The 16,689-nt window shown below is 60.0% G+C and carries 12 protein-coding genes, 1 tRNA gene and 1 pseudogene; 6 read left to right on the top strand and 8 right to left on the bottom strand.

Annotated elements, in window-relative coordinates:
• Positions 1 to 171: 171 nt before the first annotated feature.
• Together J3P79_RS22320 and J3P79_RS22315 are read left to right on the top strand one after the other, a co-directional pair.
• A pseudogene (locus J3P79_RS22320) lies at positions 172 to 900 on the top strand (PAS domain-containing protein); the annotation flags it as partial.
• Positions 880 to 1,488, top strand: a complete 609-nt coding sequence (locus J3P79_RS22315; protein ID WP_230633488.1) for a methyl-accepting chemotaxis protein — start codon at positions 880 to 882, stop codon at positions 1,486 to 1,488. The pseudogene J3P79_RS22320 and the gene J3P79_RS22315, both read left to right, overlap by 21 nt.
• An 11-nt stretch (positions 1,489 to 1,499) precedes the next feature.
• On the opposite strand, the gene ggt is transcribed toward J3P79_RS22315, so the two are convergent.
• Both ggt and J3P79_RS22305 read right to left on the bottom strand, forming a co-directional pair.
• A complete protein-coding gene (gene ggt, locus J3P79_RS22310) occupies positions 1,500 to 3,344 on the bottom strand; it encodes a gamma-glutamyltransferase (protein WP_434605713.1) in 1,845 nt (614 codons plus the stop codon).
• Between the two features lie 172 nt (positions 3,345 to 3,516).
• Positions 3,517 to 4,317: a response regulator transcription factor gene (locus J3P79_RS22305; protein ID WP_434605712.1), complete on the bottom strand. Its 801-nt coding sequence runs from the start codon at positions 4,315 to 4,317 to the stop codon at positions 3,517 to 3,519.
• A 125-nt stretch (positions 4,318 to 4,442) separates the two neighbouring features.
• On the opposite strand from J3P79_RS22305, the gene J3P79_RS22300 reads away from it, so the two are divergent.
• Complete coding sequence (locus J3P79_RS22300; protein ID WP_434605711.1) at positions 4,443 to 5,264, top strand: carbon-nitrogen hydrolase family protein; 822 nt, start codon at positions 4,443 to 4,445, stop codon at positions 5,262 to 5,264.
• 146 nt (positions 5,265 to 5,410) lie between these two features.
• On the top strand, positions 5,411 to 6,736 hold the full coding sequence (locus J3P79_RS22295; protein WP_434605710.1) for an APC family permease: 1,326 nt from the start codon (positions 5,411 to 5,413) through the stop codon (positions 6,734 to 6,736).
• A gap of 130 nt (positions 6,737 to 6,866) precedes the next feature.
• On the opposite strand, the gene J3P79_RS22290 is transcribed toward J3P79_RS22295, so the two are convergent.
• Together J3P79_RS22290 and J3P79_RS22285 are read right to left on the bottom strand one after the other, a co-directional pair.
• A tRNA-Met gene (locus tag J3P79_RS22290) sits at positions 6,867 to 6,943 on the bottom strand.
• A gap of 103 nt (positions 6,944 to 7,046) precedes the next feature.
• The gene (locus tag J3P79_RS22285; RefSeq protein WP_434605709.1) at positions 7,047 to 9,104 is read right to left on the bottom strand and encodes a methyl-accepting chemotaxis protein; all 2,058 of its coding nucleotides are present in this window, start codon (positions 9,102 to 9,104) and stop codon (positions 7,047 to 7,049) included.
• 335 nt (positions 9,105 to 9,439) lie between these two features.
• Between J3P79_RS22285 and J3P79_RS22280 the strand changes: the two genes are divergently transcribed.
• Together J3P79_RS22280 and J3P79_RS22275 are read left to right on the top strand one after the other, a co-directional pair.
• Positions 9,440 to 10,657: an MFS transporter gene (locus tag J3P79_RS22280; RefSeq protein ID WP_434605708.1), complete on the top strand. Its 1,218-nt coding sequence runs from the start codon at positions 9,440 to 9,442 to the stop codon at positions 10,655 to 10,657.
• A gap of 307 nt (positions 10,658 to 10,964) precedes the next feature.
• Positions 10,965 to 13,040, top strand: a complete 2,076-nt coding sequence (locus tag J3P79_RS22275; RefSeq protein WP_434605707.1) for a calcium-binding protein — start codon at positions 10,965 to 10,967, stop codon at positions 13,038 to 13,040.
• 54 nt (positions 13,041 to 13,094) lie between these two features.
• On the opposite strand, the gene ychF is transcribed toward J3P79_RS22275, so the two are convergent.
• From ychF to J3P79_RS22255, 4 genes are all read right to left on the bottom strand, one after another.
• On the bottom strand, positions 13,095 to 14,195 hold the full coding sequence (gene ychF, locus J3P79_RS22270; RefSeq protein WP_434605706.1) for a redox-regulated ATPase YchF: 1,101 nt from the start codon (positions 14,193 to 14,195) through the stop codon (positions 13,095 to 13,097).
• A 22-nt stretch (positions 14,196 to 14,217) separates the two neighbouring features.
• Positions 14,218 to 14,802, bottom strand: a complete 585-nt coding sequence (gene pth, locus J3P79_RS22265; protein ID WP_003185374.1) for an aminoacyl-tRNA hydrolase — start codon at positions 14,800 to 14,802, stop codon at positions 14,218 to 14,220.
• A gap of 166 nt (positions 14,803 to 14,968) precedes the next feature.
• Complete coding sequence (locus tag J3P79_RS22260; RefSeq protein WP_039592202.1) at positions 14,969 to 15,571, bottom strand: 50S ribosomal protein L25/general stress protein Ctc; 603 nt, start codon at positions 15,569 to 15,571, stop codon at positions 14,969 to 14,971.
• Positions 15,572 to 15,711: 140 nt separating this feature from the next.
• The gene (locus tag J3P79_RS22255; protein WP_003171603.1) at positions 15,712 to 16,653 is read right to left on the bottom strand and encodes a ribose-phosphate pyrophosphokinase; all 942 of its coding nucleotides are present in this window, start codon (positions 16,651 to 16,653) and stop codon (positions 15,712 to 15,714) included.
• Positions 16,654 to 16,689: the final 36 nt, after the last annotated feature.

The following is a 16,689-nucleotide window of genomic DNA, read 5'->3' as shown; positions in this document are numbered from 1 at the left end:
CATTGGCGGTCGGACGCCAACAATGGAACATTTCAATGACCGTGGGAGACGGACCGGCGTTCGAGCACGACCTGATTATTTTTCAGACCGACCAGCGGCACTCTTTAGAAAAAAAATGCCGGGCCGATGGCAAGGGAATAGCAGTATTTCTCCTGCCTGCCGGAGCTTGCCATGTTCAACAATCGCCTGAAGCAGGAGCTGCTCGCTCTTCGCCAAGAACTCTCCAGCCTCATGCAAGTGAAAGAGAGCCTGGATCGAGAAATGCTGGGCCTGACCCTCGATGCCGAAGGGCGGATACAGTCCGTCAACCAAAACTTTCTCGATGACATGCAGTACAAGAGCCAAGACTTGATTGGCCGGTCTGTCGAGGATCTGGTTCCGGCTTACCTGAAGTCCAACGAATTCCAGATTCGCTTCAAGACGGCGTTGACCCGTGGCGAGCACTTCTCCGGCGCCGTGCGCCTGACGCGAGGCGACGGCAAAGAGGCCTGGTTGCGCTCGATCCTCCAGCCGGTACGCAATGCTGACGGGCGAATTCGTTTTTTCTCGATGTACTCCAACGACCTGACCCGCACCATCGAAAATTCCCGCGAGCACGAAAACCTGATTGGCGCCTTGGTGCGTTCGACGGCGGTGATCGAGTTCGACCTGGGCGGGCACGTGTTGACGGCCAATGATCGTTTCCTCAACGCGATGGGTTACAGCCTGGCGCAGATCAAGGGCAAGCACCACCGCACGTTTTGCGAGCCCGAGGAATACAACAGCGCGACCTACCAGCACTTCTGGAAGCGCTTGAACAGCGGCGAGTTCGTGGCCGGGCGTTTCAAGCGCATCGACAGTAACGGTCGCGAAGTGTGGCTGGAAGCCTCTTACAACCCCGTGGTCGACGCCAACGACCGTCTGTACAAAATCGTCAAGTTCGCTACCAACATCACTGATCAGGTCAACCAGGAAAAAGCCGTCGCCGAGGCTGCCAGCATCGCCTACAGCACATCGCAGCAAACCGACCATTGTGCCCAGCGCGGTACTACCGTTGTGACTCAGGCCGTGGATGTGATGCGCGACCTGGCGCGGCACATGCAGACTGCCGGCCAGGGGATCGAGGCATTGAACGAGCAATCGGTGGTGATCGGTACCATCGTCAAGACCATCAGCGGCATCGCCGAACAGACCAACCTGCTGGCGCTCAACGCCGCCATTGAAGCCGCTCGGGCCGGCGAACAGGGCCGCGGGTTTGCGGTGGTAGCCGATGAAGTACGGCAATTGGCGTCGCGTACCAGCCAGGCAACCGATGAGATCGTCGGCGTCGTCCGCCAGAACCAGGACATGGCACGCAATGCCGTGGCGCTGATGACCGACGGTCAGCACCAGGCCGAACAAGGCCTCGCCCTGGCGGCCGAGGCGGGGAGCGTGATCGTCGAGATCCAGGACGGGGCGAAGAAGGTCGTGGATGCGGTGAGCCAGTTTGCCAACCAGTTGTCGACCTGATCGACGAGCGCTCAGTCGCCCAGCGCTTCTCCTTCTCGTCGCGGATCCGCCCCGCCAGCCAACGAGGCTTTCCCTTGGCCATCGCGCACCCGGACAATCGCCTGGGTGCCGCTGGTCATGTCGATCTCGCTCACCGCGTGACCTTTGTCTTTCAGCGCCTGGATCAGCGTCGGGCTGAATTGCCCCTGTTCCAGCTCCGTGGGGCCGTTGCGGCTGCCGAAGTTGGGCAGGTTGATGGCCTTCTGCGGATCCAGATTCCAATCCAGCAGGCCGATCACTGACTTGGCAACGTATTCAATGATCTGCGATCCCCCCGGTGAACCGACCGCAGCCAGCAGTTCGCCATTCTGACGGTCGAAGATCAGTGTCGGCGCCATGGACGAGCGCGGGCGTTTGCCGGGTTCGACGCGGTTGGCGACTTTCTGCCCATTCTCTTCGGGGATGAACGAAAAGTCCGTCATCTGGTTGTTGAGCATGAAACCCTGGACCATCAGGTGCGAGCCGAACGCCGACTCGACCGTGGTCGTCATCGACACGGCACCGCCCTGGTCATCCACGGCCACTACTTGCGACGTGGAAATGCGCAGGGGCGAGCGGTCCGGGGCGAAGGCCACTTGTACGCCCGGTGGTGTCCCGGGCTTGGCAACGCCCATGCTGCGTGGGCCGATCAGGCTTGCGCGGCTCGTCAGATAACCGGGGTCGACCAGGCCTTTGACCGGTACGGGAACAAAATCCGAGTCGGCGACATATAAAGCGCGGTCGGCGTACGCCAGGCGTTCAGCTTCGGCGATCAGGTGCACCGCTTCGGGCGCGGGCTCGATGCCGGCAGGTTTGTCGGACTTGTGCGGTTTCAACGCCGCGAGGGACATGCGACTGTCACGCTGTTCCAGGCTTTCCAGTGTCCCGAGGATTTGCGCCACGGCAATGCCACCCGAAGACGGCGGTGCCATGCCGCAGACCTGCCAGCGCTTGTAGTCGGTACACAACGGGGCACGTTCCCGGGCGGCATAGCCCTCGAGATCCTTTAGCGAAAGGCTGCCTGGATTGGCGTGCCCCTGGACCTTGGCGACCATCTCCTCGGCGATGGGCCCTTCGTACAACGCATCCGGCCCTTCGTTGGCAATGCGTTGGAGGGCACGCGCCAGCGCGGGGTTTTTCAGCAGTGTGCCGGCCGCCTTGGGGCTGCCGTCGGCGTTCAGGAAATACGCGGCCATGTCGGGCGAGCCCGGCAAGGACACATCGGACGCAATCATCGAGTGCAACCGGGGGGAAATCCTGAATCCCTTGTCTGCCAGCGCAATCGCCGGCTCGAACAGCGCGGCCCATTTGAGGCGACCATGCTTGCGATGGGCCAGCTCCAGCGCTCTTAACACGCCCGGCGTTCCCACCGAGCGCCCGCCGATCTGCGCGGCGGTAAACGGCATGGGTTTGCCATCGGCCTGGAGAAACAGCTTTTCGCTGGCGCCGGCCGGTGCGGTTTCGCGCCCGTCATAGGTTCGCACCGCCTTGCCGTCCCACAGCACAATGAAGGCACCGCCGCCGATACCGGAAGATTGCGGCTCCACCAAGGTCAGCACCGCCTGCATGGCGATCGCCGCGTCGATGGCCGAACCGCCGCGCCGCAACATTTCCCGGCCGGCTTCGGCGGCAAGCGGGTTCGCCGCGGCGGCCATGTGTTTATCCGCGTGGCGTGTCTGTAGGTCGGTGCGGTAGCCGGAAGCCATTTCCGGGGCAGTGGGCAATGGGGGAGCGATCGTGGAGGAGGGCGGAGCCTTACAAGCGACCAGTGCCAAGGCGACAGCCAGCAGCGAAACGGCTGACAGACGATGAAGATTCGGTTTGAGATCTGAAAGCACGGTGTCGCTCCGTCCATGGCTCGGGGATATTCAGGTCGACTGTAGCGATGCGAGACGCGAGGCGCAAATCAGCGGGGCGCGATTTCAGCGGCACGGCGTTATCCAGGGCAAAAAAAAGACTTATCTGTCGATAAGCCGATTTGAGTGCAGATTGGCTACACATGCAGGCCAATCAGGCGTTCTGCGCCTGGAGAAAAATCGAAAACAGCTCGGACTGGGACTTGATCCCCAGTTTGCTGTACATGTGTTTCTTGTGGACTTTCACGGTTTCGACGGAAATTTCCAGCTTGCGGGCGATTTCCTTGCTGGAACAGCCGCTGAGCATCAAGCGCCCGACGTCCAGTTCCCGCGCGGTCAGATGTGCGCCTTTGAGCTGTTGGACTGACGCTTCCAGCTGCACGCGCCAGTCGGGCTGCGGCGGCGTTGGGGCAAGGGCCACCACTTCATTGATTTCGTAAGGCAGGCGCTGGCGCAGCAGGCCGAGGACCCAGGGCTGGATGAGTGACAGCAAGGCAATCTCCTCGCCACTGAACCGCTGCTTGCTGCCCAGCGACAGGCACAGCGTGCGGTCGCCTTCGAGCTGACAATTGAACTGCACTTCATCGGACACCACATTCAGACGGAAATAGCGCTGGTAATACTCAGTCAACTCGAAATGTTCCGGTGCGACTTCCGACAGGCGATACAGCCCGGTGCGCGACTGTTCGCGACAGGCGATATAGAACGGATCGAGCAAGTACAAACCCCGCAGATAGTCCTGGAAAAGCTGGTCCGGACTGCCATCCGCGGCCGGGCATTCGGCGAACACCTGCGGGCGCTGATCCGCACTGAAAAGCAGTGCCACCCAACTGTCGAAAGGCACGTATTGATCGAGCAAACGGACCAGCTGCGTCCAGAAATTGGGCTTGTCCAAGGCATCGATCAGTTGCCCGACCGAGCGGTGCCACGCGATGTCATCCAGCGAAAGTGTCATGCCTCTACCCCTATCGGGTTACCCCAGCGGCGTGATTTCCCGGCCGCGAGCTTGCTGCGCATACTGGCGCACAGACACCGACCGGGCAATCTTTCTACCCGCCTGGTCAAGAACAAGGAATACCCATGAAAGTTGAACTCGCCCAATTGGCGGGCCGTGATAACGATACGGCTTACAACCTGGAACGCGCCCTTGAGGCGATTGCCGCCTGTGCTGCCGACACGCAGATGATCGTATTTCCCGAAACGCACCTGATGGGCTTTCCGTCGCGTGAGGCATTGGCCGAAACCGCCGAACCGCTGGACGGCCCGACCGTCGGCGCGGTGCTCGCTGCGGCCCGGGAACAGGACATTGCCGTGGTAATCGGCGTGGCCGAGAGCGACGGCGGCCGTTTCTACAACACCACGTTGCTGATCACGCCTGAGGGCATTGCCCTGAAATATCGCAAGACGCACCTCTGGGCGTCGGATCAAGGCGTATTCGAGGCCGGTGATCGTTACGCCACGTGTGAGTGGAACGGTGTGCGGGTAGGCCTGCTGATCTGCTACGACATTGAATTTCCGGAAACTGCCCGGGCCCTGGCGCAACTGGGGGCCGAGCTGCTGATCGTCACCAACGGCAACATGGATCCGTATGGCCCGACTCACCGCACCGCAATCATGGCCCGCGCCCAGGAAAACCAGGCCTTTGCGCTGATGGTCAATCGGGTGGAAGAGGGCGATGGCGGGTTGGTATTCGCAGGCGGCAGTGCGTTGGTTGACCCGCTGGGCACGTTGTTGTTCGAGGCCGGACGTGAGCAAGGGCAGTTCTCGGTCGTGCTGGACCTGGATCAACTGACGACGGCGCGACGTGATTATCGGTATCTGGACGATCAGCGACTGAAAATTCCGGGAGAAATTATTGAGCATGCCTGCGGATTGCGGGAGCTGCTGATTCCTTCGCGTTGATCCTGATCCTGTGTCGCCAGGGCTAACGCCTTCGCGGGCAAGCAACACATTCCTGTTGGGCAAAAACCAGAACAACAACAACGTAACACCCGAAATTGCGCCGAACTCGGCTCTGCCATAAATCTAATAATTCGGAGTAGTCGCTCATGGCTCGTTTGCAACGTACCCTGTCATTGGGGTCGGTGGTGCTGTTCGGCATCGCTTACATGACACCGATCATTGTCCTCGGCACTTTTGGCATCCTCGCTCAATCCACATCCGGCATGGTCCCCGCTGCTTACCTGGCGGCACTGGTGGCGATGTTTTTCACCGCGATGAGCTATGGCCGAATGGCCGCGGCATTCCCCGTCGCCGGTTCGGCCTACAGCTACGTGCGCAAGGCAATCAGCCCGAAACTGGGTTTCATCGCCGGTTGGGCGGTATTGCTCGATTACCTTTTCTTGCCCATGGCGATCTGGCTGATCGGTGCGGCCTACCTTCATTCCGCGTTCCCGGCCGTTCCGCAGTGGCTCTGGGTGCTGGTGTTCATCGGCATCACGAGCGCGATCAACATCGTCGGTCTGAAATTGGCCAACGGCATCAACGCGCTGTTGATGCTGGTGCAGTTCCTCGTCCTGATCGCCTTCGTCGCGCTGTGCGTTCATTACGTCGGCGGGGATGCGAGCAAACCGTTGTGGTCGATCAAGCCGTTTTTCAACGGCGACATGCAGATGCCGTTGATCATGAGTGGCGCAGCCATTGCCTGTTATTCGTTCCTGGGGTTCGACGCGGTCAGCACCTTGACCGAAGAAACCCGCGACCCGCGCCGTACCATCCCGCGAGCGATCATGCTGATCACCCTGATTGGCGGATTGATTTTTGTCAGCGTGTCGTACTTTGTACAGATCGCACACCCGTCGTCGCAGTTCGACAGTGTCGACTCGGCGGCTTATGAAATTGCTCGTAATATCGGTGGCGACCTGTTCGTCTCGATCTTCCTGATCGGCCTGATCGTCGGCCAGTTCGCCTCGGGGCTGTCGGCCCAGGCCAGCGGCTCGCGACTGCTGTTCGCCATGGGCCGTGATGGCGTGCTGCCAAAATCGTTCTTCGGCACCTTGCACGAACGCTTTGGTACGCCGGTCAACAGCATCCTTTTGTGCGCCGTGGTCGCTTTGCTGGCGCTGAAACTGGACGTCACCACTTCAACCTCATTCATCAACTTCGGCGCGTTCCTGGCGTTCAGCCTGGTGAACCTGTCAGTGATCTTTCACTACTGGATCGGCGCGCAGAAGAAGGGGTTGCGTGAATTCGTGTTGTTCTTGCTGTTCCCATTTATCGGGCTGGCGGCGGGTCTATGGCTGATGGTCAGCCTCGATCACCTGGCGATCTATCTGGGGCTGAGTTGGCTGGCGATTGGCGTGGTGTACCTGGCGGTGCTGACGGGAGGTTTTCGTCGCCAGCCACCGGAGATGGATTTCCAGGAAGCCGCGTAAATCACCAGGCCCCGAGGGAACGGTTGAATCTTGCGGGGCATTCAGGGAGATATGCCCAGACACAAGAAAGCCCGCACTAGGCGGGCTTCTTGTTGTTCAAAGACACTCGAAAACATCTTTGAACAGGACTTGGTGGCTACACAGGGACTTGAACCCCGGACCCCAGCATTATGAATGCTATGCTCTAACCAACTGAGCTATGTAGCCAAGTGGCGCGCATTATTCGCTGGTAACGAAGATGTGTCAAGCGTAAATCCAAAATATTTCTCTGCACTTTCAACCGCTTATCCATCCTCGTCACCAACGCCCATCAACCGAGTTGAAATCTCCCTGTGTTTGCACTCAAGGCCTGGCTGCCTTGACTCAAGGTGTCCGCTGCCAGGTTCACTGCGCGGGCGCCCTCCAGCAAGCGCATGGCCGCCTGATCGACCTGCTGGATATTGCCGCTGACCTCGTCGGCGGTGCTCGCCTGTTCATCCACCGCGGTGGCGATTTGCGCCAAGGTGTCGGTGACGCTCTGTACGGCGCTGGCGATTTCCCCGAGGCGTTCGCCAAGGCCGGTGACGGCTTGTGCATCGGTCTGAGCCTGGCCGCAGGCGGCTTCCATCAGGCTGACGGCTTCGTTGACGGTGGCGCGCAGGCTGTCGACCGTCCCGGCGATTTGCTGCGTGGAAGACTGGGTGCGTTGCGACAGGCTGCGCACTTCATCCGCCACCACGGCAAAGCCCCGGCCTTGTTCACCGGCACGGGCGGCTTCGATGGCGGCGTTGAGCGCCAGCAAATTGGTCTGCTCGGCCACGCCGCGAATGGTATCGACCACCAGTTGGATCTGCTGGCCCTGTTCACTGACCCGGCCCAAGGCAGCGGCGGTTTCGTTGAGTCGCTGGTTGAGCTGCTGGATGCTCGCCGTTGTGCGCTGGCTGTCGCGACTGCTGTCGGCGGCGATGCGGCGGGTTTGTTGTGCGCTGTCTGACGCCTGTTCACAACTTTTTGCAACGCCTTGGGAGGTCGCGGCCAGTTGCGTCGCGGCAGCGGCGATCTGGCTGATTTGCATCTGCTGTGCCTCGACTTCGCCCAAGGCTCCGCTCGAGTGTGTATTGAGGATGCGCACGGCATCGCTCAGTTGCAACGTTTCGTGATCCACACCCAGCAGGCTGCTGCGCAACTGCACCACGGCGACATTGAGCGCGGTGCTGATTGCAGCCAGCTCGTCGCGCCCTTGCACCGGTACTTGCAGGCTGAGGTTTCCGTCACGCAGGGCTTCGGCCAACAGCGTAATGCCACTGGCGCTGCGGCGGATGGAGGCCTGCAGGCAGATGAAGAGGTACAGCGCGGCCAGCAACAGGCAGCCAAGCACCATGGCGACCAAGGTGAACTGACGGATCGCCGAGCCATGGTAGTGGTCCAGCCGGGTGTCCAGGGCCACCAGCGATTGTTGCCGCAAAGTCGCCAGATCAACGAGAAGGGCATCCATGAGTTTCTCGAAGCCTTCCGGCTTGAGATTGATGGAGCCGCCGAACACGCCGTCATCCAGCGTTTTCAAACCGCCGTCCAGGTTCTTGAGGCTGCCTTGGAATTGACCGGCCCAGGTCTGCAATTCGGTGGGCAAGCGTGTTTCCAACAGCGCGCCGGTCTTGACCAATTGATCCCGGGCGTCGCCGATGCGGCTACGCAAGTCGCGCAGTTGCAGACGGCTCTGCAAAGTGAATTGGCCTGACACCACCGAGGCTTGGCCAACGCTGGCCAGGCGGCCGACACGTTCGATCAGATCAGGGGTCTGCTGGGTCGAGATTTGCGTCAACAGGTAGGTTTCCAGCCAGGAAGCAAGCGTCAGGCGATTGTCCATGACGATCTGTTCGCGCAACGCTTGCAAGGCGTTGAGGGCTGCGGTGAAACGATCGTAGCCGTCCGGCCACCAACCTACGGTGCCCAGGCTCTTGGAATCCAGGCCGTTGAGGCTGGCTTGCAAGGTCTGATAGCGGGCGAGGGTGTCGGCTTCGGCGCCTTCGGCCTGCAGCGTCGCGCCAAGATCGTTGGCGGCCTGGTTGAGTGCCGGTTGCACCGCATCGAACGCGGCCATGGCGGCGAGCGTCGCGGGTGTGGGTTGTCGATTGGTCTCCGTGGCCCGCCAGCGCGCCGCGCGATTGCGCTGGGCGGCGAGCAGGTTGTCCAGGTTGTCCAAGGCCAGCAACTGGCGGACACCGGCGCGCTCTACGGAGATCAGGTTGAGCTTGTCGCGATAATCCTGGCCGATGAGCCACAAGCTGCCCATCAGCGGCAGGATGAATAACAGGAACAACAACTGGAATTTACGGGCGAAACCAAAATGCCCCAGCAACCGGATGCCCGGTGATAGAAAAGCCTGCATGCCCATACTCCCCTGGACACCCGTGCACTAATTCTGTGCGTTTTTACACAAGTGCCGAAACGGGTGCCCTTTCAAAAGGCCTCGAAAGCTTGTCCAGGCCGGCTCTGTAGGCCTGCTCTGTAGCGAAACTTCCCATTCTCGGTCCCCTTTGTAAGGGGCCGCGTCGTAAAGCATTTACAAGGCAAGATTCAGACCATGGCGTTGCGCTATCACCTTGGTTTGCCGACTATTTTTTATAGGTCGATAGCAAGCTAAGGGGATAGCCTTGCCGCACTGAAAAATGGCACATTGGCGAACCTGCCCGTGTGCTCCCACCTGCCGTCTGGAAACCTCCCATGGCTATCAGCAATACCCAGGCGGACGCGACGTCCGTTTCCGCCACGCCCCCAAGCAGCCCATTGGTCATGCGCATCATTGGTGCGGTGGCGCTGGCCCATTTGATCAACGACCTGATCCAGGCTGTGCTGCCTTCCATCTACCCGATGCTCAAGGACAGCTACGGCCTGACCTTCACCCAGGTTGGCTTGATCACACTCACGTTCCAGTTGACCGCATCTTTGTTGCAGCCTTGGGTCGGCTATCACACCGACCGTCATCCCAAGCCCTGGCTGTTGCCGGCCGGGACGGTGTGCACGCTGATCGGCATCGTGATGATGTCCATGGTCGGCAGCTTTGCCTTGATCCTGCTGGCGGCTGCGTTGATCGGCATCGGCTCGTCGACCTTCCACCCCGAGGCATCGCGGGTGGCGCGACTGGCTTCCGGTGGCCGTTATGGCCTGGCGCAGTCGACCTTCCAGGTGGGCGGGAACGCCGGCTCCGCATTCGGCCCGCTGCTGGCGGCGGCGATCATCATTCCCTACGGGCAAGGCAACGTGGCCTGGTTCGGCTTGTTCGCGCTGTTTGCCTTGTTCGTGCTGTACCGCATCAGCCGCTGGTACGCCAATCACCTGAACCTGTTCAAGCTCAAGCAAGGCCAGGCGGCAACCCACGGCTTATCCAAGGGGCGGGTCATGAGTGCACTGGTGGTGCTTGGCCTGTTGGTATTCTCGAAGTATTTCTACATGGCCAGTTTCACCAGTTACTTCACCTTCTACCTGATCGAGAAGTTCGACCTGTCAGTGGCGTCTTCCCAACTGCACTTGTTCCTGTTCCTTGGCGCGGTGGCGGCGGGGACCTTTTTCGGCGGCCCTATCGGCGACAGGATCGGGCGCAAGGCGGTGATCTGGTTCTCGATCCTCGGCGTGGCGCCATTCACCCTGATCCTGCCTCATGTCGACCTGCTGTGGACCAGCATCCTCAGTGTGGTGATCGGCTTCATCCTGGCCTCGGCGTTCTCTGCCATCGTCGTGTATGCCCAGGAGTTGGTGCCAGGCAACGTGGGGATGATTGCTGGCGTGTTCTTTGGCTTGATGTTCGGCTTCGGTGGGATTGGTGCCGCTTTGCTGGGGCATCTGGCGGACATTCGGGGTATCGAATACGTGTATTGGCTGTGCTCGTTCCTGCCGTTGTTCGGCGTGTTGGCGATCTTTTTGCCGAGGACCCGCAAGGCCTGAACCGACCTCGCTGCGTGACCTGGCTGTGCAGTAAGGGGAGCAGGGTTCTGGTTTTGTTATCCTGCGCACCCTCTTCACGGACGAATACGAGACCTGCCATGGCTAACTGGCCATGGCCCCCGAGCCCCCGCGGCCGTTTATCGCCATGCCCAGCCACGCATTGAACTTGCCGCGGGGCGACGTCTCGGAGCAAAGGAGCTGTTTCATCCATTCGGCTCCAACAAGCCACCAGTAACGATCGGGCAGCGTGCAAAGCGTTGTCGCTCTGCTGGGTGACGAAACCGGCATTTCTTTAAGGGACTAAATCATGGCAACTTCCGATAGCACAAAAGTGAACTCCCATACCGTGAGAACCGGCCCGGGCACTGTCCAGGTCGACCTCACCGGCCAGCTCGATGATGCCCAGAGCATCATTATCCAGCCCGACGGCAAGATACTGATTGGCGGCTATACCGAATACCTGGCATGGGGCTATCCCGGGGCGCCAGGCGAGGAAAGCTATGGCTACGAACAGAATCATTCCGTCATTCGCCTAAATGCGGATGGAAGCCTGGACACCCGCTTTCATGACGGCGGCGTCGGTATCGTACCTGCCGCGACCGCCCCAGCCTCCCGCTACGAGCTGACGGCGGTGCAGCCCGACGGCAAGGTGCTCGTCGCCGTGGCGCTGAACACCGGCGTACAGTTGGAGCGCCTCAACAGCGATGGGACACGCGATACCGGCTTTGGCCAGAACGGCGTCATGACGGTCGCCATCAGCCATGATTTCAAGGATATCGACCTGACGGCCAATATGGATGGCACCTTCCAAGTCAGTGCCCGTGGCTTTGACCAGGCCAGCGTGACCAAGATGGGTAGTGACGGCACCTTGGTCGACGGCTTTGGCAACCGTGGCGTGTTGAACGTCGATATTCCTGAAGACCCACTTTTCAACGGCGGAATCTCCACTGCGGTCCAGGCAGATGGAAGTGTCGTGGTCGGGGCTGCCTATAATGCCGCTGGTGTAGGCGATCCGACGTTCGCCCTGCAGCGTTTCAACCCTGACGGTCAATTGGACACCCGCTTCGGTGACAACGGCGTCTTGCAGTTAAGCGCTGCCATGGGGTTTGGCGAGGACTCGGTGGTGACCGTGCAGGCTGACGGCAAGGTCATCGTCATGGGCCATCGCGCAGGCGATACCGTGGCGACTGTCGCTCGGCTTAACCCTGATGGCTCCTTCGACACCCGCTTCGGCGCCGGTGGCACGGTGACCTTCGATGCCGATACGCCCGTGGCTTTGACGGTACAGGCAGATGGCAGGATCGTGGCTGCCGGCACGAGCAATGGGGATTTCAGCATCATCCGCCTGAACGCCGACGGCAGTCTGGACACGGGCTTCGGCAGCCAGGACGGCAAGCTCCATGTGGAAGGCTTCGCGGGTGAGGAAATCCTGCGGGGCACCGATGCCGCCGAAATCATCCACGGCCTGGCGGGGGATGATGTACTTCGAGGCGACGGCGGGCGCGACGTTCTGCAAGGTGGCGCGGGCGCGGACATCTTCCGCTTTACCGAACTGGGCGACAGCTTCCGCACGGACGCGCTGAACAGTAGCGACCGAATCCAGGACTTCGATGTTTCTGAGGACCGTATCGATTTGATTGGCCTGGGCTTCACCGGGATTGGCGACGGCCATGACGGCACCTTGGCGATCCAGGTCAGCGCGGACGGCTCCCGTACTTATCTCAAGAGCTACGACGCGGATGCCGCTGGGCAACGCTTCGAACTGGCCTTGGACGGCAATCTGGCAGGGGAGTTGAACAGCAGCCATCTGGTGTTCACCGCGCCCACTGTAGAAGGTGCGGCTGCCAACGATACGATCACCGGTTCTGCCTTGTCAGAAGTCATCCATGGCCTGGCAGGCAATGACCGTATCAACGGCGGCGCTGGAGCGGATGTCATCATCGGGGGCGCGGGTGCCGACCGTCTCAATGGCGGAGACAGGGCCGATATTTCCTTGTGGACCGATAACCGAGAAAACGCCGACGTGTTCCGCTATCTCTCCACCGAAGACAGCTACCGTACCGAAAGCCAGAGCTTCGCCGACCTTATCGAAGGCTTTACGGTTGATGACAAGATCGATGTTTCGGCCTTGGGCTATACCGGCTTCGGAGAGGGTACGGACACTACGCTGAAGATGGTTTACAACGCGCAGTTGGATCGCACTTATCTGAAGGATACGCAAGCGGACGCGCAAGGCCATTCGTTCCAGATTGCGCTGGCCGGGGATTGGCGGGAAAGTCTTGGCGAAGACAACATGGTCTTTGCGCCCGCAACTGCTCCCGACGGCGAATTAGGCCTGATTGGGGTAGCGCCAGACGTCGATCAGTGGCATTTGCTGAGTTGACGCCCACAAAAAAACCGCGTGGCAGACAGGTGCTGCCACGCGGTTTTTTCTATTTCAGACGTTAAAGCGGAAGTGCATCACGTCGCCATCCTTGACGATGTATTCCTTGCCTTCCAGACGCCATTTTCCGGCTTCCTTGGCGCCCGCTTCGCCCTTGTACTGGATGAAATCCGAGTAGGCGATGACTTCGGCGCGGATGAAGCCTTTCTCGAAGTCGGTGTGGATGACGCCGGCAGCTTGCGGAGCGGTAGCGCCCACGCGAACGGTCCAGGCGCGGACTTCTTCGACACCGGCGGTGAAGTAGGTCTGCAAGTGGAGCATTTCGTAGCCGGCCCGAATCACACGGTTCAGGCCAGGCTCTTCCAGGCCCAGCGCCTCGAGGAACATGTCTTTCTCTTCACCATCGTCCAGCTCGGCGATTTCCGCTTCGATCTTGTTGCAGACCGGAACGACCATGGCACCTTCTTCTTCGGCAATGGCCTTGACCACGTCCAGGTGCGGGTTGTTCTCGAAACCGTCTTCAGCGACGTTGGCGATGTACATGACCGGCTTGGTGGTCAGCAGGTGGAAACCCTTGATCACCTGCTTTTCGTCGGTGCTCATGTTCTTCATCAGGCTGCGTGCAGGCTTGCCTTCGGTGAAGTGGGCAATCAACTGCTCCAACAGGCCTTTCTGGACGACGGCGTCCTTGTCGCCACCCTTGGCGTTGCGAGCGACTTTCTGCAGTTGTTTCTCGCAACTGTCGAGGTCGGCGAAAATCAGTTCCAGGTCGATGATCTCGATGTCGCGTTTCGGGTCGACGCTGTTGGAAACGTGAATCACGTTCTCGTCTTCGAAGCAGCGCACCACGTGGGCGATGGCATCGGTTTCACGGATGTTGGCCAGGAACTTGTTGCCCAGGCCTTCGCCTTTCGACGCACCAGCCACCAGGCCGGCGATGTCGACGAATTCCATGGTGGTCGGCAGGATGCGCTTGGGGTTGACGATGGCGGCCAGTGCGTCCAGGCGCGGATCGGGCATCGGCACGATGCCGCTGTTCGGCTCGATGGTGCAGAAGGGGAAGTTCTCGGCCGCGATACCGGATTTGGTCAGGGCGTTGAACAGGGTGGACTTGCCGACGTTAGGCAGGCCGACGATGCCGCAATTGAATCCCATGGTGTTTCCCCTCGGATAAGTGTCAGGCCTTCTGGCTGTGCAGGTTTTTCATCGCACGGTTCCATTCACCGGCGAGGATATCCGGCAGCACGCCGAGGGCAAAGTCGATGCTGGCATCGAGTTTTTCCTGTTCGGCGCGAGGCGCACGACCCAGGACAAAGTTTGAAACCATACTGGCAACGCCCGGGTGGCCGATGCCGAGCCGCAGGCGGTGAAAGGTATTCTGATTACCCAGTTGCGCGATGATGTCGCGCAAGCCGTTGTGACCGCCATGGCCGCCGCCCTGCTTGAGCTTGGCAACGCCCGGAGGCAGGTCGAGTTCGTCGTGGGCCACCAGGATTTCTTCGGGCTTGATGCGAAAGAAACCGGCCAATGCCGCCACGGCTTGGCCGCTGCGGTTCATGTAGGTGGTGGGAATCAACAGGCGAACATCCTGACCCTGGTGTGAAAAACGCCCGGTCAGGCCGAAATACTTGCGATCGGCGGCCAGGCTGACGCCTTGGGCGTGCGCGATGCGCTCAACAAAAAGGGCCCCTGCGTTATGCCGGGTCTGTTCGTATTCGGCGCCTGGATTACCCAGGCCAACGATCAGTTTGATGGCAGTCACGATAGGGGCCCTTCCTGGAGTGGTGGTTAACATGTCGCGTTCAGACGGTGCGGCGACAACGAACGAAAATTGCGGATCTACCGTTAAGTAAACTTCGCGTTCTTGCCCGTTGTCTCGCTACGTTCCAGTCCGCGATGTTTCCGGTCACTCCGGCGACAGAGTGTAATTACTCTGCAGCGCCTTCTTCAGTAGCTTCTGGAGCAACACGTGGAGCGTGGACGTTGGCAACAGCCTTGTCATCGCCGTGCGCCAGGGCAACAAACTCAACGCCTTTAGGAGCCTTGAGGTCGGACAGGTGAATGATCGTGCCGACTTCGGCGTCAGCCAGGTCGACTTCGATGAATTCAGGCAGGTCTTTCGGCAGGCAGGAAACTTCCAGCTCGGAAGTCACGTGCGAGATTTCGCCGCCTTTCTTGATCGGAGCAGCTTCGTTGATGAAGTGCACTGGAACGGTAGCGGTCAGTTTCTGGCCAGCAACGACGCGGATGAAGTCGGCGTGCATGATGAACTGCTTGGCCGGGTGACGCTGCATCGCTTTAACGATGACGTTTTGCTTCTTGCCATCGACGTTCAGCTCGATCACGTGGCTGAAGGCAGCCTCGTCTTCGAACAGCTTGGCCACTTCTTTGGCCAGCATGGTGATGGACTCAGGGGCCTTGTCACCACCGTAGACAACGGCAGGAACCTGGCTGGCGAGACGACGCAGGCGGCGGCTCGCACCTTTCCCCAGGTCGGTACGCGCTTGGGCGTTCAGGATGAAATCGGTCATGTTGTTTCTCCAAAATAGCCATATCCGAGTGGCGTCTGCGACCGACGCCAAAGCGGTATGGGCAAAAAAGCCCCGCCCCAACATGAGTGCTGGGGCGGGGCGCTTTTCGTCAACGAGATATCCAGGAAAGGGCAGGGCCCTTAACGGAACATCGCACTGATCGATTCTTCATTGCTGATGCGGCGAACCGCCTCGGCAACCACTGGTGCGATATCCAATTGACGGATACGCGCACAAGCTTGTGCTGCAGCGGACAGCGGGATGGTGTTCGTCACCACCAGCTCGTCCAGCACGGAATTTTCAATGTTTTCGATCGCTCGACCCGACAGCACAGGGTGTGTGCAGTAGGCAAAGACCTTGGCAGCGCCATGCTCTTTCAGGGCCTTGGCCGCGTGGCACAGGGTGCCGGCGGTATCGACCATGTCGTCGACCAGGATACAGGTACGCCCTTCGACGTCGCCGATGATGTGCATCACTTCGGAGTGATTGGCCTTCTCACGGCGTTTGTCGATGATACCCAGATCCACGCCCAGGGATTTGGCAACGGCCCGTGCACGCACGACGCCGCCAATGTCCGGGGACACGATCATGAGGTTTTCGAAGCGCTGATCTTCAATGTCATCCACCAGGACGGGGGAGCCGTAGATGTTATCCACGGGAATATCGAAGAAGCCCTGGATCTGGTCAGCATGCAGATCGACCGTCAGTACACGATCGATGCCGACCACGGTCAGCATATCGGCAACGACTTTCGCGCTGATAGCCACGCGTGCGGAACGCGGACGGCGATCCTGGCGGGCATAACCAAAGTAAGGAATAACAGCAGTAATACGAGTAGCCGAGGAGCGGCGGAAGGCATCAGCCATCACGACGAGTTCCATCAGGTTATCGTTGGTCGGGGCGCAAGTCGGCTGAATAATGAAGACGTCTTTACCGCGAACGTTTTCATTGATCTCGGCAGTGATTTCGCCGTCGGAGAATTTACCGACAGAGATGTCACCGAGAGGGATATGCAGCTGACGTACTACACGCCGAGCCAGATCGGGGTTGGCGTTCCCCGTAAAGACCATCATCTTGGACACGCGCAGTACCTGAAGGCTGAGGGTATACCTGGATGA

Origin of the sequence: Pseudomonas sp. R1-7 (assembly GCF_051132105.1) — a bacterium.
Lineage (GTDB): Bacteria > Pseudomonadota > Gammaproteobacteria > Pseudomonadales > Pseudomonadaceae > Aquipseudomonas.
The sequence above is the reverse complement of the archived record's forward strand: the minus strand, read 5'-3'. Positions and strand labels throughout refer to the sequence as shown.